The 18,355-nt window shown below is 74.9% G+C and carries 16 protein-coding genes; 6 read left to right on the forward strand and 10 right to left on the reverse strand.

Features of this window, described 5'->3' with window-relative positions; all coding sequences use genetic code 11:
* Positions 1–43: 43 nt before the first annotated feature.
* From ABT057_RS27200 to ABT057_RS27210, 3 genes are read right to left on the reverse strand one after another with little or no spacing between them, the layout of a single operon-like run.
* The gene (locus tag ABT057_RS27200; RefSeq protein ID WP_352346223.1) at positions 44–1,018 is read right to left on the reverse strand and encodes an ABC transporter ATP-binding protein; all 975 of its coding nucleotides are present in this window, start codon (positions 1,016–1,018) and stop codon (positions 44–46) included.
* Positions 1,015–3,714, reverse strand: coding sequence for an ABC transporter permease (locus ABT057_RS27205; protein ID WP_352346224.1), 2,700 nt, complete (start codon positions 3,712–3,714; stop codon positions 1,015–1,017). Before ABT057_RS27205 ends, ABT057_RS27200 begins: the two co-directional genes overlap by 4 nt.
* Position 3,715: 1 nt before the next feature.
* A complete protein-coding gene (locus ABT057_RS27210; RefSeq protein ID WP_352346225.1) occupies positions 3,716–6,967 on the reverse strand; it encodes an FtsX-like permease family protein in 3,252 nt (1,083 codons plus the stop codon).
* A gap of 130 nt (positions 6,968–7,097) precedes the next feature.
* On the opposite strand from ABT057_RS27210, the gene ABT057_RS27215 reads away from it, so the two are divergent.
* Positions 7,098–7,826 (forward strand): ABC transporter ATP-binding protein, encoded by a 729-nt coding sequence (locus ABT057_RS27215; RefSeq protein WP_352346226.1) that lies wholly within the window; start codon positions 7,098–7,100, stop codon positions 7,824–7,826.
* Here ABT057_RS27215 and ABT057_RS27220 read toward each other — a convergent pair whose 3' ends face one another.
* Positions 7,827–8,690, reverse strand: a complete 864-nt coding sequence (locus ABT057_RS27220; RefSeq protein ID WP_352346227.1) for a rhomboid family intramembrane serine protease — start codon at positions 8,688–8,690, stop codon at positions 7,827–7,829.
* 75 nt (positions 8,691–8,765) lie between these two features.
* Between ABT057_RS27220 and ABT057_RS27225 the strand changes: the two genes are divergently transcribed.
* Entirely contained in the window at positions 8,766–9,488 is a 723-nt protein-coding gene (locus ABT057_RS27225; protein WP_352346228.1) for a vWA domain-containing protein, read from the forward strand.
* Positions 9,489–9,509: 21 nt separating this feature from the next.
* Here ABT057_RS27225 and ABT057_RS27230 read toward each other — a convergent pair whose 3' ends face one another.
* Together ABT057_RS27230 and ABT057_RS27235 are read right to left on the reverse strand one after the other, a co-directional pair.
* Positions 9,510–10,670 (reverse strand): GDSL-type esterase/lipase family protein, encoded by a 1,161-nt coding sequence (locus tag ABT057_RS27230; RefSeq protein ID WP_352346229.1) that lies wholly within the window; start codon positions 10,668–10,670, stop codon positions 9,510–9,512.
* A 4-nt stretch (positions 10,671–10,674) separates the two neighbouring features.
* A complete protein-coding gene (locus tag ABT057_RS27235) occupies positions 10,675–11,259 on the reverse strand; it encodes a TetR/AcrR family transcriptional regulator (protein WP_352346230.1) in 585 nt (194 codons plus the stop codon).
* A 76-nt stretch (positions 11,260–11,335) separates the two neighbouring features.
* Between ABT057_RS27235 and ABT057_RS27240 the strand changes: the two genes are divergently transcribed.
* Positions 11,336–11,827, forward strand: coding sequence for an FBP domain-containing protein (locus ABT057_RS27240; RefSeq protein ID WP_352346231.1), 492 nt, complete (start codon positions 11,336–11,338; stop codon positions 11,825–11,827).
* Positions 11,828–11,830: 3 nt separating this feature from the next.
* On the opposite strand, the gene ABT057_RS27245 is transcribed toward ABT057_RS27240, so the two are convergent.
* Both ABT057_RS27245 and ABT057_RS27250 read right to left on the reverse strand, forming a co-directional pair.
* The gene (locus ABT057_RS27245) at positions 11,831–12,781 is read right to left on the reverse strand and encodes an acyl-CoA dehydrogenase family protein (RefSeq protein WP_352346232.1); all 951 of its coding nucleotides are present in this window, start codon (positions 12,779–12,781) and stop codon (positions 11,831–11,833) included.
* Positions 12,781–13,920, reverse strand: a complete 1,140-nt coding sequence (locus ABT057_RS27250; RefSeq protein WP_352346233.1) for an acyl-CoA dehydrogenase family protein — start codon at positions 13,918–13,920, stop codon at positions 12,781–12,783. The genes ABT057_RS27245 and ABT057_RS27250 overlap by 1 nt, the downstream gene beginning before the upstream one ends.
* Before the next feature lie 48 nt (positions 13,921–13,968).
* On the opposite strand from ABT057_RS27250, the gene ABT057_RS27255 reads away from it, so the two are divergent.
* Genes ABT057_RS27255 through ABT057_RS27265 form a run of 3 tightly spaced genes read left to right on the forward strand, consistent with a single transcriptional unit; the run spans position 13,969 to position 16,598 of the window.
* Positions 13,969–14,754 (forward strand): SDR family oxidoreductase, encoded by a 786-nt coding sequence (locus ABT057_RS27255; RefSeq protein WP_352346234.1) that lies wholly within the window; start codon positions 13,969–13,971, stop codon positions 14,752–14,754.
* Between the two features lie 22 nt (positions 14,755–14,776).
* Entirely contained in the window at positions 14,777–15,409 is a 633-nt protein-coding gene (locus tag ABT057_RS27260) for a TetR/AcrR family transcriptional regulator (protein WP_352346235.1), read from the forward strand.
* Between the two features lie 31 nt (positions 15,410–15,440).
* Entirely contained in the window at positions 15,441–16,598 is a 1,158-nt protein-coding gene (locus tag ABT057_RS27265) for an acetyl-CoA C-acetyltransferase (protein ID WP_352346236.1), read from the forward strand.
* Here the strand turns inward: ABT057_RS27265 and ABT057_RS27270 are convergent.
* Positions 16,582–17,634, reverse strand: a complete 1,053-nt coding sequence (locus ABT057_RS27270; protein WP_352346237.1) for an NAD(P)H-dependent flavin oxidoreductase — start codon at positions 17,632–17,634, stop codon at positions 16,582–16,584. The two genes, ABT057_RS27265 and ABT057_RS27270, sit on opposite strands and share 17 nt — an antisense overlap.
* On the reverse strand, positions 17,631–18,350 hold the full coding sequence (locus ABT057_RS27275) for a CoA-transferase subunit beta (RefSeq protein ID WP_352346309.1): 720 nt from the start codon (positions 18,348–18,350) through the stop codon (positions 17,631–17,633). Before ABT057_RS27275 ends, ABT057_RS27270 begins: the two co-directional genes overlap by 4 nt.
* Between the last annotated feature and the right edge of the window lie 5 nt (positions 18,351–18,355).

Below are 18,355 nucleotides of genomic sequence, written 5' to 3' on the forward strand. Positions count from 1 at the left end.
GTCTGTCCCCGACCGGACACCTGGCAGGCGCCGCCGCATGCCCTCAGCCGTTCTCGTCGGGCCACACCTGGATGTGGTCCTCCTCCAGTTCCAGCAGCACGCGGTCCTCCATGCCGAGGGCCGTCGTGTACTCGGCCGGCAGCTGGAGCCGCCCGGCGCGGTCCAGCATCGCGTACTCCCGGGCCACCAGGGACTCCTGGCCCTCGTCGTCGACCTCCGTGCGGCGCAGCACCTCCGTCGAGGTGCGCCCGTCGCGGATGGCGACCGTGCGGCGGACCTCGCCCGCCACCGCCTGGTCGTGCGTGACGACGACGATCGTCGTGCCCAGCTCCTCGTTGGCCCGGCGGAACGCCGCGAAGACCTCCGCACCCGTAGCCGAGTCCAGTTCGCCGGTCGGTTCGTCGGCGAGCAGCACCGCGGGCGAGTTGGCGAGCGAGACGGCGATGGCGACGCGCTGCTGCTGACCGCCCGACATCTGCCGCGGCAGCCGGTCCCGGCAGTCGGCGACCCCGAGCAGCGCCAGCAGTTCCTCCACCCGCCCGGACCGCTTCCCGCGCCGCCCGCCCGCCAACTGCATGGGCAGCGCGACGTTCTGGGCCGCCGTCAGATACGGCAGCAGGTTGCGTGCCGTCTGCTGCCAGACGAAACCGACCACCTCACGGCGGTAGCGCAACCGCGCCTTGGCGTCCATCGCCAGCAGATCGCGGCCCGCGACCCGCGCGGCGCCCGCGGTGGGCACGTCCAGGCCCGCGAGGATGTTCATCAGCGTCGACTTGCCGCTGCCGGACGCCCCGACCAGGGCCATCAACTCGCCCTCCCGCACCAGCAGATCGAGGCCCTGCAGCGCCTGCACCTCCACGGCGTCGCCACTGCCCCCACCGGCTGCGCGACCGGCGAAGATCCGCACCAGCCGGTCGCAGGCGATCAGGGCGTCGTGCCCGTACGCGGCCCGGTCGCGGTGCGCCGCCGCACGCCGCTCCAGCTCCGCCAGGGGTGTCCCCGAGGCCGTGTCGCTCATCGCATGTCTCCCGCCCTGAGATGGCTGATCGGTGTCCGGCGCCCCGCCCACCAGGCCTGTGCGACGGCCACCGCGCCCGCCAGCAGGACCGTCGCCGCGGCGGGCAGGACCAGCGACCACCCGTCGGCCCGCAGCGTCGCGCCCTCCGTCGCGCCGGCCCCCGCCAGGGCCAGCCGGTCCAGGTCGATGCCCGGGGCGAGCAGCGCGACCGTCGCCCAGCCGACGGCGACGCCCCCGCCGGCCGCGAGCAGCGCCTGCGGCAGCGCCTCCAGACCGAGCAGCCCACGGCCCTGCCGGGTGGTCAGGCCCAGGGTGCGCAGCCGGGCCAGCAGCGCGGCCCGTTCCGGCGCGGACCGCAGCAGGGAGAGCACCAGGGCGAGTACGGCGTACCCCGCGCCCGCGGCGACGGCCCAGCCGTAGATCCGCCCGGCGCCCCGCTGCAACGGCGCGTCGGACAGCGCCGCGCGTTCCTCGCCGCGCAGGGTCACGGTGACGTTCTTCCCGGCGCCGCGCAGCGCCTTCGCGTCCAGCCCGGTCCCCGTGGCCAGCAGCACGGTGGGCCCGCCGGAGTCCGCCAGCCGCGCGACGTCGAGCAGCAGGAAGTCGCCGTCGGGGACGGCGGGGGTGCGCGGCCGTACGGCGGTGATCCGCACCGTCACCGGCCCTTCCGGAGTGTCGATCCGGTGCGGCCCGCGCCCCAGCCGCTCGACGACCCCGGGAGAGGCGACCGCGCCCCCGTCCTTCAGCGCGCCGGCCGGAAACGCCCCGAGCCCCGTCTCCCGGGCCAGCCGGGCGTAGGAGTCCGGCTCGACGCCGGCCAGGGTCAGGGCGTTCCCCTCGGAGCCGCCGTAGGTGGCCCGCTCCACGCGCAGCCCCGTCACCTCCCGCACGCCCGCCGCGTCCCGCACCGCCCTGACCGCCGCCGTCGGCAGCGGCTTCCCGTCGGTCGATGCGAGGCGGGCGTCCGCGCCGGTCGCGAGCAGGGCGGCCCGGTCCCGGGCGTCGGCGACCCCCGCCAGCACGGAGCCCCCGAACGCCGCCGTCGTGAGCGCCGTCAGCAGGGCCAGCAGCGGCAGGGCGGCGACCGCCGCCGGGGCACGCCCGGCGCGGGCCAGCGACAGGAACCCGACCGGCCCGCGCAGCCGCGCCGCCGGCCTCGCCGCCCAGCGCAGCGGCAGCGGGTACAGCCGTACGAGGACCAGCGCGGCGACCAGTCCGACCAGCACCGGAGCGGCGCTCACCAGCAGGTCGCCCGCGTCGGCCGCGCCACGCCGGCGCAGGGCGGCCACCGAGGCGGCCGCCAGCACGAGCAGGGTCAGCTCGGCGACGGTGCGGCGACCGCCGGGCCGGGCGTCGGCGAGGTCGTCGCGCTCCTGGTGCGCCCGCGGCCGGCGGTGCGCCACGACCGCCCGCACCGGGAGCGCCGTGCAGGCGAGCAGCGCCACGGCCGCCGCGCCCAGCCCGGAGGGCAGCAGCCGGGCGCCGTCCACCGTGAGCACGGCGAGCAGCAGACCGCAGCCGGCGGCGGGCAGCGCCACCACCGCCGTCTCGGCCAGCAGCCGTGCGGCGATGCCGCGCAGGGAGCCGCCCCGGGCCCGCAGCAGGGCGAGTTCGGTGTCCCGGCGGGCGGCGGCCAGACCGCCGGCCATGACCAGGACGACGACGGCGACCGCCGCGATCCCCACGGCGGCGACGGCGACGACCGGCGCGATCGCCGCACGGGTCGCCGAGTACGAGCCGACGACCTGCTCCAGTCCGGTCGAGAGGTGTGCGGTGGGACCGGCGGCCTCCCGCATCCGCAGCAGACCCGGTCCGCCTTCGAGGGAGGCGACCCCTTCGACGAGCCCCGGCGCGTCCCGCGCGGTCAGCCCCGAGGTGGCGGGCGCGAACCGCCAGTACCGCTCCGGCTCCCCCTGGCTGCCGAGCAGCACGGGAGCCGCGTCCGGCGCCAGCAGCAGACCGGCCTCCCAGTAGAACACCGGCGGGGTGTCCGGGATGTAGGCCAGGGCGGGGGTGCGCAGCACCGGCTCCGCGGACCAGTAACTCCCTTGCGGGCGCCGGGGTTCGACGATCCCGGTGATCCGCACGGTCAGGGCGCCGTCCGGGAAGCCGGAGAGGGTGAGGGCGGAGCCCGCCTCGAGCCGCAGCGTCCGCGCGGTCCGCGTCGTCACGGCGGCCTCGACCTCCCTGGTGCGCTGGGTCACCGGTGCGTCGGCGACGGGCAGCCGCCCCTGCCGTACCGTCACGTGCGCGGGGAGTCCCGACTGGGCGGCCAGTGTGAACCGGGGCGGCACGCCGTCGGGCCGGGGCAGGAAGGAGTCCTCGGCCTCCAGGCTCTTCACGGTGTGCACGCCGTACGCGGACTCGTCGGCGTCCGCCCGCAGCGGCGCGGGCAGCAGGGCCTGCGCCGCGTCCCGGACCGCCGACAGCGCCTCCGGACGCACCGCGTCCTCGCGGGCGTCCTGCGCGAACTCGAGCCCGGGCTGCGGCGCGGTCAGCTCCAGCACCGTGGAGTCCGGGGGAGCGGCGGCGAGCGCCTCGCGCAGCCCGTGGGTCTCGTACGACTCGACGGCCCGGGGCAGCAGGGCCGCCAGGAACGCCGTGACCAGCACCAGCACCCCGAGGGCGGCGGCGGCCACCGGCGCGGCCCGCAGCCGGGTGCGCACCCAGGGCGCGCCGGAGTCGTGCCGGGCCATGTCAGTCCTCCCCCTGGTGGCGCAGCGCGACCGCGGGTTCGGCGCGGCGCAGCGCCGACGCGCCGGTGATCAGCAGGAGCGGGACGGCGACCCCCGCGAGCAGCAGGGCCACCCGGGACACCGGCAGTTCCACCAGGACGGGCGGGTCCGGGCGGGTGGCGTCGGAGGTCAGCACGATCAGCGGGACCACGGCCCGGGTCAGCACGGTCCCGAGCCCGAGCCCGGCCAGCAGCCCGGCCCCGGCCAGCAGGCTCTGCTCCGTCGCGACCAGCCGGGCGAGGTCCCGGCGCGGCGCGCCCAGGGCGCGCAGCACGGCGAACTCCGCGGACCGCTCCCGCCGCGCCCCGGCGGCGCTCACCGCGAAGCCCCCGGCGGCGAGCGCCACGGCGGCCACCGCCACCGCGGTCAGTGCCGCACGCGGCCCGGCCCCGAGGGGGTCGTGCACCGACCCGGCCGCGATCTCGTCGCGGACGAGCACCTGGTCCGGCTCGACGTCCGGGCGGGCCCGCAGCGCCCGGGCCACCTCGGCGGCCCTTCCCGGGGCGGCGCTCACCCACCACTCGTTCGGGGTGAGGGGCGCGCTCGCCAGCCGGGCCAGTGCCGCGTTCACCGCCCGCAGATCCAGCAGCAGCGCCCCGCCGTCCCCGTCCCCCGTCGTCGGCAGCTCCGCCACGACCCCGGTGATCCGCACCGGCAGCCGCTCCCCGGACAGCGGCACGTCGACGCTGTCGCCGGGCTTCGCCCCCGCCGACCGCAGGAACTGCCGGGTGGCGACGGCCGCGAGGGTGCCGGCAGCCGTCGCCCCCTCGGTGTCGACCCGGACGGTGTACTCCGTCGGCGTGGGGGACTCGGCGGGGGTGACGCCGGTGCCGTAGGCGACGGACAGCGGCGCGGTCCCCGACACCGTCGGCTCCAGGTCCGTACTCGCGGCGGTCTCGCCGTCCTTGGCCACGGTCCAGCCGCCCTGCCAGCGCAGCCCTGCGGGCGCCGGCACCGGGTGCGCCGAGCCGTCGGAGGCGAAGATGCGTTCCACGGTGAACCGGTGTGCCTCGGGGCGGTCGACCGGGGCCGTGCCGTCGAGCTGAAGCCCGGTCAGCCGGAGCGGCCCGGCCGGGGCGGCACGCCGGCCGGTCGCCGTCACGTCCAGGTCGAGGGCGACCCGGTGCGTCCGGCCGTCCGACGGGATCCGCCCGACGGCCGTCCGGTAGGAGATGCCGAAGCGGTCCTCGACGACCACGGTGAGCCGCGGCGCGAGGTCGGCCCCGGAGTCCTCCGGCCCGGTGATCCGTACGTCCAGGGCGAGCCGCCGGGTGCCGTCGGGCAGCCGTACGGCCCGGTCGGCGTCCGGGGCCGGCGGGGCGAGGGGACGCAGCAGCGCCGTCACGGGCGGGTCGGCGAGGTCGCGGCGCAGCAGCAGCCGTTCGTCCGCGTGCGCGGTGTCGAGGGCGAGCACCGTCGCCGTACGGCCGCCGGAGAGGCCGAGGGCGGAGCGGTTCGCGGGGGCCGTGTCCCGGGCGCCGGGGAGGTCGGCGTAGCTTCCCGTCTCGCCGGGGCCGCCCGGGCGGTCGTCCAGCACCCGGACCGAGGCGCCCGTCCGGAAGTCCGCCTGGTCGTCCTGCGAACGGTCCCAGGACGCGCCGTGCCCGATCGCCAGCATGCCGGTCGACACGGCGACGACCAGCAGCAGCACCGGTCCGGCCCCGCGCAGCGGACGGCGGCTGAACTGCCAGCCCGCCAGCGCCCCCGGCAGTCCCCGCCCGCGCGCGGACCACCGCTCCGCGAGCCATGCCGCGAGCGGCAGCAGCCGCAGCGTCAGCACCGTGCCCGCGAGCAGCGCCAGCGCCGGCGCCACGACCAGCAGCGGGTCGATGCCCAGGCTGCCGACGCCGTCGCGGCTGAGGCCGCCGGTCTGCCGGTCGAGCTGCCAGTACGCGACCCCCGCGACCAGCAGGAGCCCGATGTCGGCCCCGGCGCGCACCGGTGCGGCCGAGGTCGCGGCCCGCACCTGGCGCAGCCGCACCGGTCCGCTCGCCGTCGCGGCCAGCGCGGGCGCGACGACCGCCGCCGCGCAGGCCGCCGCGACCCCGGCCGCCACCAGCCAGACCCGGCCCGGCGCGGCGGCGTCCAGCCGCAGCCCGGCCTGCTCCAGCGAGGACCAGCGGGTCAGCAGCCGGGCCAGCGGGCCGGACAGCAGCGCGGCGCACACGGCGGCCGGTACGGCCAGCAGCAGCGCCTCCAGCGCGGCGAGGCCCGCGATCCGCCCGCGTGAACCGCCCCTGGCCCGCAGCAGTTCGGTCTCGCCGGCCCGCTCGGCGTCGAGCAGTCGCGCCACCAGCAGCAGCGCGTACCCGGCGAGCAGCACCAGTTGCACGGAGACGATCAGCAAGGTGGACCGGGACACCAGCAGGGCCCGCGCGGTCCGGTCGAGCACGTCGGGCAGTTCGGTGCGCACCGAGGCGCTCTCGCCGAGCGTCCGGCCCAGTTCCCCGGCCGCCCGCACGTTCGCCGCGCGCAGGCGGGCGATGCCGTCGGTGGTGAGCGTCCGGTAGTCGGCCGTCGCCACCCAGCTGGTGCCGTCGACGGGGACCCGGCCCGAGGCGAACACGGACGGGTCGGCCAGCAGGGGGCCGTACGTGGTGAAGACGACCGTGTGCACACCGTGGCCGCCGAGTTCGTCCGCCTCCCAGTACGGGTCGGCGGTGTCGGCCGCCCGGTAGACGCCGGTCACCTCGACGGTCAGGGGCCGTTCGCTCAGCCGGTCGGTGAGCTCGACCCGCGCTCCGGGCCGCAGCCCCAGCGGGCCGGCCGCCGCCTCGGGCAGCGCGACCGGCACCGGCGCGGTGCGGGCCGCGGGGGCCGGGCCGGGCAGGGTGCCCGAGACCAGTCGGATCCGGGAGCGGTCCAGGGCGGCGAGGCGGGTGAGGTCGGGCTGGGCCGCCCGGGCGGAGCCTGGCAGCGCGTACGCGGTCGAGCGTTCCAGCGTCCGCACGGTCACCGGCAGCCCGCCGAACGCCTCCCGCGCGTCACGGGTCACGGCCCGCGCCGCTTCGTCCGGCGGTACGTCCGCCTCGACGACGAGTGCCGCGGAGGCCGCCGCCCGGCCGCTCAGCGTGGAGCGCAGGGCCGCGTCGCCGACGGAACCGGAGAAGGCGGCGAGAGCGGCGAGCACGGATGTGGTCAGCAGCACCGCCAGCAGGGCGGCCCCGAGCAGCAGCCGGTGCGCGCGCACGCGCAGCAGCAAGAAGCCCGTCACTCTTCCCCCTGCTTCCCCCCGAATTCCCCAACTCGGCATGCATATCACGGAGTTACGGGGCAGGTACATGCGTTCGATGGGGGATCGTGTGGCTCTTGACGGTGCGGACCGCAGCGGATGAGATGCAGCGATGACGGAGAACACCGCCGCCCTGGCCGCCGGCCCCGCCGGCCCCGATGCGGAGCCGATGCTGCGGGTCGAGAACCTGCACCACTCCTACGGCACCGGGGCCGCCGCCGTACACGCGCTGCGCGGGGTCTCCTTCAGCGTCCGGCGCGGCGAACTGGTCGCCCTCAAGGGCCGTTCCGGCTCCGGCAAGACGACGCTGCTCCACCTCGTCGGCGGACTGGACTCGCCGCAGAGCGGCCGGGTCGTCCTGGACGGCACCGAGCTGTCCGGGCTGGGCGAGAGCGGGCTGCTGGAACTGCGCCGCGACCGGATCGGCTTCGTCTTCCAGTCCTTCGGGCTCATCCCCATCCTCACCGCGGCGGAGAACGTGGGCGTGCCGCTGCGGCTGCGCAGGACCGAGCCGCGCGAACGCGACGAGCGGGTGGCCATGTTGCTCGCCCTGGTGGGACTCGCCGGTCACGAGGCCCAGCGGCCGGCGGAGCTGTCCGGCGGGCAGCAGCAGCGGGTCGCGATCGCCCGGGCCCTCGCCAACCGGCCCGCCCTGCTGCTCGCCGACGAGCCGACCGGGCAGCTCGACGCCGCCACCGGTCTGGCGGTGATGGAACTGCTGCGGGCCGTCGTCCGCAGCGAGAACGTCACGGCCCTGGTCGCCACCCACGACCCGCAGCTCCTGGGCCTGGCCGACCGGGTGCTGGAACTGAGCGACGGAGTGGTCGTCGAGCGCCGCTGATCAGGTGAGCGCGTTCACCTTGGCCCACACGCACACCACCAACACCACCAGCAGGACCGCACACACGCCCGCCTGGATCCAGGGCCGACGGGCGTCGCGGGGCGCGTAGGCGTACGCCAGCGTCACCACACCGCCCGCCAGCAGCCCGCCCAGGTGCCCCTGCCAGGAGGTGAGGCCGGCGGAGATCACCAGCCACAGCAGCAGGCCCGCCATGAAACGGTTGACCTGGCCCATGTCGGCGCCCAGCCGGCGGGCCAGGACGTAGTAGGCGGCGCCGACCCCGAAGATCGCGCCGGACGCGCCGACCGTGGGGGTGGTGGGAGCGATCAGCAGCACCAGTACCGAACCACCGAGCGCCGACAGCAGATAGAGGGCGAGGTAGCGGACCCGGCCCAGCTGGGCCTCCACCACCCGGCCCAGGTTCCACAGCGACACCATGTTCATCACGATGTGCAGGATCCCGAACGTGCCCTGGGTGGGCGGCAGATGGAGGAACGCGCCGGTCAGCAGGCGGTACCACTCGCCGTGCGCGACGCCCTCCGGGAGGTAGCCCCGTGGCACGGTGCCGAGCATGTCGAACCGGTTGAGCACGTTCTCGTCCACCAGCTCGGCGGCATACGCGAGCACGTTGAGCCCGATCAGCGCGTACGTCACCAACGGCACCGCCGACACCCGGCCGCCCACGACGGTCCGGGCCTGGCGGACCGACCGCGCGCCCTCCCGCACGCACTCCGGGCACTGATGGCCGACGGCCGCCTCACGCATGCAGTCCGGGCAGATGAACCGCTCGCAGCGGGTGCAGCGGACGTAGGACTCCACCTTGGGGTGGCGGTAGCAGGTGGTGACGGTGGATTCGGACTCCACGACCGGCTCCTCGGGAATTTCTCGGCAAGAGCGAACAAAATAGCGAACGCCGGTGCGTGTGGGAGGGTGGGGGTCATGGTCGCGATCAGTCTCAGCAAGGTGGAGCAGACCGCTCCCGCGCTGGTGAACCTCTACAAGAGCGCCGGGGTGTCCCTCACGAAGCACGGCCTCGAGGGACAGCGGGCCGCCGTCTACCTCGTCGTCGACTACTCGGGGTCGATGAAGCCGTACTACCAGGACGGGAGCGTGCAGGCGCTCGCCGACCGGGTGCTGGGGCTGTCGGCGCACCTGGACGACGACGGCCGGGTCCCGGTCGTCTTCTTCTCCACCGACATCGACGCGGTCACCGACATCGCCCTCGCCGACCACCGGGGCCGCGTGGAGCGGATCGTGGCCGGGCTCGGGCACATGGGCCGGACCAGCTACCACCTGGCGATGGACGCCGTCATCGACCACTACCTGGAGAGCGGCTCGCGGGACCCGGCGCTCGTCGTCTTCCAGACGGATGGCGGCCCGGTCAACAAGCTCGCCGCCGAGCGCTACCTCTGCAAGGCGTCGCGGCTGCCGCTGTTCTGGCAGTTCGTCGGCTTCGGCGACCGCGGCAGCAAGCAGTTCGACTTCCTGCGAGGGCTCGACGAACTGCCCGTGCCGGCCAAGCGGGCCGTCGACAACGCCGGTTTCTTCCACGCCGGTTCGGAACCGGGCAAGGTGCCGGACGGTGAGCTGTACGACCGGCTGGTGGGGGAGTTCCCGAAGTGGCTGGTGGCGGCGCGGGCCGCCGGGATCGTCCGGCCGTAGGCCCAGCGGGGGCCGTAGGTCCTACAGCGCGCGGAGCCGTTCGGCGAAGCGCTCTCCGATGCGGCGGTGGGTGGCCGCGTCCGGATGGAGACCGTCGGGCAGGGGCAGTTCGGCGGCGTCCGCCTCGCCGTAGAGGTCACAGCCGTCGACGTAGTGCAGATGCGGGTCGTCGGCCGAGCGCTGCGCCACGATGCGGGACAGTTCCTCGCGGATGACGCGCAGGGTCAGTTTGCCGGCGGCGACCTCGGCCGGATCGCCCATGGGGTGGAACCACAGCCGCCCCTCGGAGACGTTGGCGAAGTCCAGGGCGGTCGGGCCGGGTGTGTCCTCGTGCATCGGGCACAGGATCGGTGAGACGACCACCAGGGGCGCGGCCGGGTGGCCTTCGCGGATCGTGTCGAGGAAGCCGTGGACGGCGGGGCCGAAGGCGCGCAGTCGCATCAGGTCGGTGTTGACCACGTTGATGCCCAGCTTGACGCTGATCAGATCGGCGGGCGTGTCCCGCAGGGCACGGGCGGTGAACGGGTCGAGCAGGGCGCTGCCGCCCAGGCCCAGGTTGATCAGCTCCATGTCGTTGAGACGGGCGGCCAGCGCGGGCCAGACGCCCGTCGGGCTCGCCGCGTCGGAGCCGTGGCTGATCGAGCTGCCGTGGTGCAGCCACACCCTGCGGCCACTGGGCGGCGCGGGTTCGACGGGGGCGTCGGTGCGCAGGGCCACGAGTTCGGTGGTCTCGTTGTGCGGGAGCCAGATCTCGATGTCCTTGACGCCCTCGGGCAGCGCGGGGAAGCGGACGGTGCCGGGTCCTCCGGGGCGGAGGTCGGTGGTGCCGGCGGCCATGTCGATGGTCAGGGTGCGGCCGCCGCCCGTCACGCCGCCCTGCCCGGCCGGGCGCCCGTCCACGACCAGGTCGTACACACCGTCCGGGCGCGGCGGTGCGCCGACGTAGGCGCGCCGGGTGGGCAGCGCCTCCAGCTCGACGGCGGTGGCGGCGGTGCGGAAGGCCAGCCGTACTCCCGAGGGCTGGGACTCCGCCATGAGCAGCTGGCCGTCGGAGCACTGGGCGCGGGCCCTTGCCGGCAGCCGGTGGGGCAGCACACCGTGCTCGGTGCGCTCGACCTCCAGGGCGCCGCGCAGGAGCCCTGCCGTGACGGGGGTGGTGATCGGGGGGCGTGCGGTGGTCATTGCCTCAGGCTCCGGTGGGTGAGGGGGCGGGCCAGTTGCGCAGCAGCGCGTCGAGGGCGTCCAGCATGCGGGTCCAGGTCTCCTCCGAGTCGGGGAGACTGTGGCTGAACCCGCCGCCGAGCTCCAGGCTGACGTAGCCGTGGAAGAAGCTGCCGAGCAGCCGCACGGCGTGCGTCTGGTCCGGTTCGGACAGGTCGTAGCCGCGCAGGATGGCCCGCGTCAGCTGGGCGTGCCGGATCCCCGCGCTGGCGGCCGCCGTCTCGGGGTCGAGCCGCAGCCGGGTGGCGGCGGAGCGGCCGGGGTGCTCGCGCGCGTAGTCGCGGTACACGTTCGCCAGCGCGGCCAGGGCGTCCCGTCCGGCCCGGCCGGCCACGGCGTCGCCGGCCCGGTCGGCGAGCTCCTCCAGGGAGAGCAGCGCGATCCGGGTCTTCAGGTCCTGGGAGCTCTTCACGTGCGAGTAGAGGCTCGCCACCTTGACGTCGAACCGTCTGGCCAGCGCCGAGACGGTCACCTGGTCGAAGCCGACCTCGTCGGCGAGCTCCGCGCCCGCCCGGGTCAGACGCTCCGGCGTCAGCCCTGCTCGCACCATGGTGGTCCTCCCCGGCCAGTTGACTAAAACCAGTATGCGTTTGCCTAAAGGATTTAGGCAAATTAGCCTCGGTTTTATGAAGCCGCTGACCGAGCGCGAGATCCGCGCCGCCTTCGTCAACTGCACCAAGGGCGAGGCGAAACGCCTGTCCGTGCCGCGCGACCTGGCCGACCGGCCCTGGGACGACCTGGACCACCTCGGCTGGCGCGACCCGCAGGCCCCCGACCGCGCCTACCTCGTCACCGAGCTCGACGGCCGGCCGACGGCCCTCGCGCTGCGGGCCTCCGCCTCGGCCGTCGGGCAGGCGCGGCGCAGCATGTGCTCGATATGCCTGACCACCCACTCCGGTGGTGTCTCCCTGCTCGTCGCGCCGAAGGCGGGCCGGGCCGGCCAGCAGGGCAACTCGGTCGGCGCCTACATGTGCAGCGACCTCGCCTGCTCGCTCTATGTGCGCGGCCTGCGCGACGCGGGCATCGGCGCCCGGCTGCCGGAGACGATCACCCTGGAGGAGAAGATCCGGCGGACGGTGGGCAACCTGGCCGCCTTCATCGCCAAGGTCACCGGCTGACGCTCAGCCGGGGGCCGCCAGGACCGCCGCCCTGCACTCGTCAGGCGTCCCCCACGCCGTACGCAGGGCGCGCGCCTTGGTCAGCCAGAGCGACAGGTCGTACTCCGCCGTGTACCCGATCGCGCCGTGCAGCTGGAGCGCGGTCCGGGCGGTCGCGTACGCCGCCTCGCAGGCGCTGACCTTCGCCGCCGCGACATCCGCCGGATCCATGGTCACGGCGGCGGCCAGGACCAGCGGCCGGGCGAACTCCAGCGCGATCTTCGCGTCCGCCAGCCGGTGCTTGACCGCCTGGAACGAGCCGATGGGGACCCCGAACTGGGTGCGCTGCCCGGCATACGCCACCGTCCGGTCGAGCAGGGCCAGCCCCACCCCGAGGGCCTGCGCCGCGGTGGCGAGCCGGGCCCAGCGCAGCGCCCGCTCCCCGGGCGGGTCCGCGGAGAGCAGCTCACCACCGGGCTGGAGCCGGGTGAGCCGGCGGGCGGGGTCGAGGGAGGGGCGGACGGGACCGTGGCCGGGGGCGAGGCGCAGACCGTCGGCGGCCAGGGAGAGCCGTACCGCCGCCGCGTCGCCGTCGAGCGCGTACGACCCCTCGTACGCCACCGTGGCCATCGACTCGCCCGAGGCCAGGGCGGGCAGGAACCGCTTGGCGGGACCGGGTTCGGTGAGCAGGGCCGCAGCCGTGACCGTCTCCACCAGCGGCCCCGGTACCGCGTGCCGCCCCAACTCCACGAAGGCGACCGCGAGCTCCACGGGCCGCGGCCCCAGCCCCTCGTACGCCTCCGGCACCGCCAGCGCGAAGACCCCGGCCTCCGCGACGCGGGACCACAGCGCCCGCCCGCCCGTGTGCTCGCCGCGGGCCCAGTCCCGTACGACCCCCGGAGTGCCGGCGGCCGTCAGCAGCGCGTCCAGGGAGTCGGCGAACGCCCGCTGTTCGGTGTCGAGGAGGAAGCGCATCAGCGGCGTCCCTTCGGCAGGCCGAGCAGACGCTCGGCGACGATGTCGCGCTGGATCTCGTTGGTCCCCGCGTAGATCGGGCCGGCCAGGGCGAACACATACCGTTCCGCCCAGTCGGTGTCGGCCGCCTCGCCCTCCTCGCCGAGCAGGTCGAGCGCCGTCTCGTGCAGCGCGATGTCGTACTCGGACCAGAAGACCTTGTTCAGGCTGGACTCGGGGCCGAGCCGCTCGCCCGCCAGGAAGCGGGAGGCGGCCGCGTAGGTGAAGAGCTGGTACGCGCGGGCGCCGATGAGGGCGTCGGCGACGCGCGCGCCGGTGTCCTGCGGGCTGCCCTGTGCCCGCCAGAGGGCGTGCAGACGCTCGGCGCCCGCGAGGAAGCGGCCGGGGGAGCGGAGGGTGAGCCCGCGTTCGTTGGCCGCCGTCGACATCGCGATCCGCCAGCCCTCGCCCGGTTCCCCGATCACGTCCTCGTCGGGCACGAACACCTCGTCCAGGAACAGTTCGGCGAAGGCCGGCTTCCCGTCGAGACGGCCGATCGGGCGGACGGTGACCCCCGGTGCGCGCAGGTCGAACATGACGTAGGTGAGTCCCTGATGGGGCTTCGGGGCCCCGGGATCGCTGCGGAACAGACCGAAGGCACGATCGGCGAAGGCCGCGCGGGAGGACCAGGTCTTCTGGCCGCTCAGCCGCCAGCCGCCGTCCGTACGGACCGCCTTGGAGCGCAGGGACGCCAGGTCCGACCCGGCCTCCGTCTCCGACCAGGCCTGCGCCCAGACCACCTCGCCCGTCGCCATGGGCGGCAGCACGCGCGCCCGCTGCTCCTCCGCGCCGTGCTCCAGGAGCATCGGGGCGAGGAGGCTGACGCCGTTCTGGTTGACGCGGCCCGGGGCGCCCGCCGCGTAGTACTCCTCCTCGAACAGCAGCCAGCGGATCAGGCCGCAGTCCCGGCCGCCGAACCGGGCCGGCCAGTCCACCACCGACCAGCCGCCCGAGGCCAGTTCGGCCTCCCACGCGCGATGCGCGGCGAAGCCCTCCGCCGTCTCGAGGGAGGGCAGGGGAGCGCGCGGTACATGCGCCGCGAGCCAGGCGCGCGCCTCGGCGCGGAAGTCGTCCTCCGCCTGCGTGAAGGCGAGATCCATGAGCACCCATCCTTCCCTAACAAGTGTTTGGTAGGTTAGCGTGGCCCCATGACAGGCGTCGAGAGTCCGGCATACGTGCCCGGACACGGACTGCTGAAGGACCGCACCGCCGTCGTCACCGCGGCGGCCGGCGCGGGCATCGGCGGGGCGACCGCGCGCCGCTTCCTCGAGGAGGGTGCGCGCGTGCTGATAAGCGACGCGCACGCGCGCCGGCTCAAGGAGTACGAGGCCGAGCTGGCCCGCGAGTTCCCGGGCGCCGTGACCGCGCTGCCCTGCGACGTCACCGACGAGACCCAGGTCCGGTCCCTGTTCGACACGGCCGTCCGGGAACACGGCCGGCTGGACGTCGTCGTCAACAACGCCGGGCTCGGCGGGACCGCGGACCTCGTGGACATGACCGACGAGCAGTGGGCGCGCGTGCTCGACGTGACGCTGAACGGCACCTTCCGCTGCACCCGGGCCGCCCTGCGGCTGATGCGGGAGACCGGCGGCGGGGTCGTCGTCAACAACGCCTCCGTCGTCGGCTGGCGCGCACAGGCCGGGCAGGCGCACTACGCGGCCGCGAAGGCGGGGGTGATGGCGCTGACCCGGTGCGCGGCGATCGAGGCCGCCGCGTACGGAGTGCGGGTCAACGCCGTGTCGCCGAGCCTCGCCATGCACCCCCACCTGGTGAAGGTCACCACCCCCGAACTGCTCCAGGACCTCACCGCCCGCGAAGCCTTCGGGCGCTACGCCGAACCCTGGGAGGTGGCCAACGTGATCGTGTTCCTCGCGTCCGGCTACTCCTCGTACATGACCGGAGAGGTCGTGTCCGTCAGCAGTCAGCGCGCCTGAGGGCGGAGGCGACAATGTGCCCGTGCCTACCAACAAGAAGCCCCAGGTGACCGCCGCGGAGCCCGGCGCGGCCACCGCTCCCGACCGCCGCGGCGAACTCCTCAACACCGCCGCCGAGGTCTTCGCCGAGCAGGGCTACAACGCCACCACCGTCCGCAAGATCGCCGACGAGGCGGGCATGCTCGCGGGCAGCCTCTACTACCACTTCGATTCCAAGGAGTCGATGCTCGAGGAGATCCTGCGCACCTTCCTCGACGAGCTGTGGGACGGGTACGACACCGTGCTGGCCGCCGGGACCGGCCCCCGCGAGACCCTCGAGGCCCTCGTCACCGAGTCCTTCCGGGAGATCGACCGGCACCGCGCCGCCGTCGCGATCTACCAGAAGGAGAGCAGACAACTCGTCGCGCAGGAACGCTTCGGGTTCCTCGCCGACTCGCAGCGCAGGTTCGAGAAGGCGTGGCTGTCCACCCTGGAGCGCGGGGTGGAGAGCGGGACCTTCCGCGCCGATCTCGACATCCGCCTCACCTACCGGTTCGTCCGCGACACCGTCTGGGTCGCCGCGTCCTGGTACCGGCCCGGTGGACAGCACAGCCCCGAGGAGATCGCCCGGCAGTACCTGTCGATGGTCCTGGACGGGATCGCCGTACGCGAATGACCGCTGATCACGCTGATTTCAGGGAGTTGCCATGGCCGAGGCCTACATCGTCGAAGCGGTACGCACGCCGGTGGGGCGGCGCAAGGGAGGGCTCGCCGGAGTGCATCCGGCGGACCTCGGCGCCCATGTGCTGAAGGAACTGGTCGGGCGCGCGGGCGTCGACCCGGCGGCCGTCGAGGACGTCGTCTTCGGCTGCCTGGACACCGTCGGGCCGCAGGCCGGGGACATCGCGCGCACCTGCTGGCTGGCCGCAGGACTGCCCGAGGAGGTGCCGGGCGTGACCGTGGACCGCCAGTGCGGGTCCTCGCAGCAGGCCGTGCACTTCGCCGCGCAGGCCGTGCTCTCCGGCACCCAGGACCTGGTCGTCGCGGGCGGCGTGCAGAACATGTCGCAGATACCCATCGCCTTCGCCACCCGCCAGGCCGCCGAGCCGCTCGGCTTCACCCAGGGCCCCTTCGCGGGCAGCGAGGGCTGGCGCCGGCGCTACGGCGACCGGCCCGTGAACCAGTTCGCCGGCGCGGAGATGATCGCCGCCAAGTGGGGCATCTCCCGCCAGGACCAGGAGGAGTTCGCGCTGCGCTCGCACGCGCGGGCGGTCCGCGCCATCGACGAGGGCCGGTTCGGGAAGGAGACCGTGGCGTACGGCGCCGTCACCGTCGACGAGGGGCCGCGCCGGGACACCTCCCTGGAGAAGATGGCCGCCCTGAAGCCCGTCATCGACGGCGGGACCGTCACCGCCGCCTGCTCCTCGCAGGTCTCCGACGGCGCGGCCGCCCTGCTGCTCGCCTCCGAGCGGGCGGTGCGCGAGCACGGGCTGACCCCCCGCGCGCGCGTGCACCACCTCTCCGTGCGCGGCGAGGACCCCATCCGGATGCTGACCGCGCCCATCCCCGCCACCGCCCACGCCCTGAAGAAGACCGGACTCACCCTCGACGACATCGACCTCGTCGAGATCAACGAGGCCTTCGCACCCGTCGTCCTCGCCTGGCTGAAGGAGACGGGCGCCGACCCGGAGAAGGTCAACGTCAACGGCGGTGCGATCGCCCTCGGCCACCCGCTCGGCGCGACCGGCGCCAAGCTGATGACGACCCTCCTGCACGAACTGGAACGGACGGGCGGCCGCTACGGCCTCCAGACCATGTGCGAGGGCGGCGGCCAGGCGAACGTGACGATCATCGAGAGGCTGTGAGACGGTCCCTGGTCTCCTCCGCCTCCTTCATGATCCGATCCACCAGTTCCGCGCAGGACGGCAGGTCGTCGATCACCCCGGCGACCTGCCCGGACGCCATCACCCCGAGATCGGTACGGCCCTCCACCATCGCCGACCTCAGCAGCATCGGCGTGTTCGCGGCCAGCAGCACCTGGCTCCAGGACAGCTCCTTGCCGTGCCGCATGGCCAGCCCGTCGCGGACCAGCTGTCGCCAGGTCAGCCCGGACAGCTTCCGGAAGCCTGCCGCCCGGCGCACCGCGTGCAGCAGCGCTCTCGCCCGGCCGGAGTCCTCCAGCGCCGTCACGAGGTCGGTGCGCAGCATGCGGTGCGGCAGGCCGTCCACCGCCCGGGTGACGGTGACGTCCCGCACCGTCGCCGCCAGATAGCGCGCCTTCACCGCGTCCGGCACGGTGGAGTCCGAGGTCAGCAGGAACCGGGTGCCCATCGCGATCCCCGCCGCCCCGTACGCCAGCGCCGCGACCAGGCCCCGCCCGTCGAAGAAGCCGCCGGCCGCCACGACCGGGATGTCCACGGCGTCCACCACCTGCGGCAGCAGCACCGTCGACGCAACTTCACCGGTGTGCCCGCCGCCCTCCCCGCCCTGCACGACCACCGCGTCCGCGCCCCACGCCGCGACCTTCTCCGCGTGCCGGCGCGCGCCGACCGAGGGGATCACCACGACACCGGCCGCCTTGAGCTCGGCGATCAGCTCCCGGGAGGGCGCCAGCGCGAACGACGCGACCCGCACCCCCTCCTCGACGATGATCCGCACCCGGTCCCCGGCGTCCGCCGCGTCCGCGCGCAGATTCACCCCGAACGGCTCCGACGTACGCGACCTGACCTCCCGCACGGCCTCCCGCAGCCCGTCGACGGTCATCGTGGCGGAGCCCAGGACGCCCAGCGCCCCCGCCTCCGCCACCGCGGAGACCAGCCGCGGCCCCGCCACCCATCCCATCCCGGTCTGCACGATCGGATGCCGGACCCCGGTCAGCCGGGTGAGCGCGGTCGGGGTCACCCGGCGACCTCCCTCGACCGCGTGTCCCCGGGATCGAGCACCTCGCGGATCAACTCGAGCTCCGCGGCCGTCGGTTCACGCGTGTACGGCACCTCCTCGGGGATCTCCAGCGCGAACCCGGTCGCCTCCCGGACCTGCTCCGCCGTCACCCCGGGATGCAGCGACGCCAGCCGCATCGAGCGGTCAGGGGTGGCGAAGTCGAGGACCCCGAGGTCGGTGACGACCCGCGCCAGACGGTGGAAACGGGCGCCGTCCGCATGGTCGTACCCCACCCCGCACACCACGTCGACGCGCTCCACGAAGACCCGCCGGGAGTGCTTCGGTATCCAGTAACTCGTCGGATGGTTGAGGGTGTTGACGGGCGCCCCGCGCACCCCGAGCAACTGCCGCTTCGGCCGCGCCCAGTCGCCGATGCAGGCGATGTTCTGGTTGCCGTGGCGGTCGAGCTGGCTCGCGCCCATCATCACGTGCCGCCGCCCGCCCGCGGCCAGCGCCAGGTGCTGCCGGTAGGGCAGCCAGCCCTCGACCGTGCCGTCGGCGTCGACGAGCAGCGCCTCGCCGTCGGTCAGCAGCAGGTCGGGCGCGAAGGTGCGCCGGGCCAGCCGCGCCCCGACCGACGGGATCAGCCCCATCGGGCTCGCCAGGATCTCGCCCGCGCCGCGCCAGGCCTCGGCGCAGGCGACCACGCAGTACTCGGCACGGCTGATCCCGTTCATGTCAC

It is taken from the genome of Streptomyces sp. NPDC002588 (genome assembly GCF_040295925.1).
In the GTDB taxonomy this organism is placed as follows: domain Bacteria; phylum Actinomycetota; class Actinomycetes; order Streptomycetales; family Streptomycetaceae; genus Streptomyces.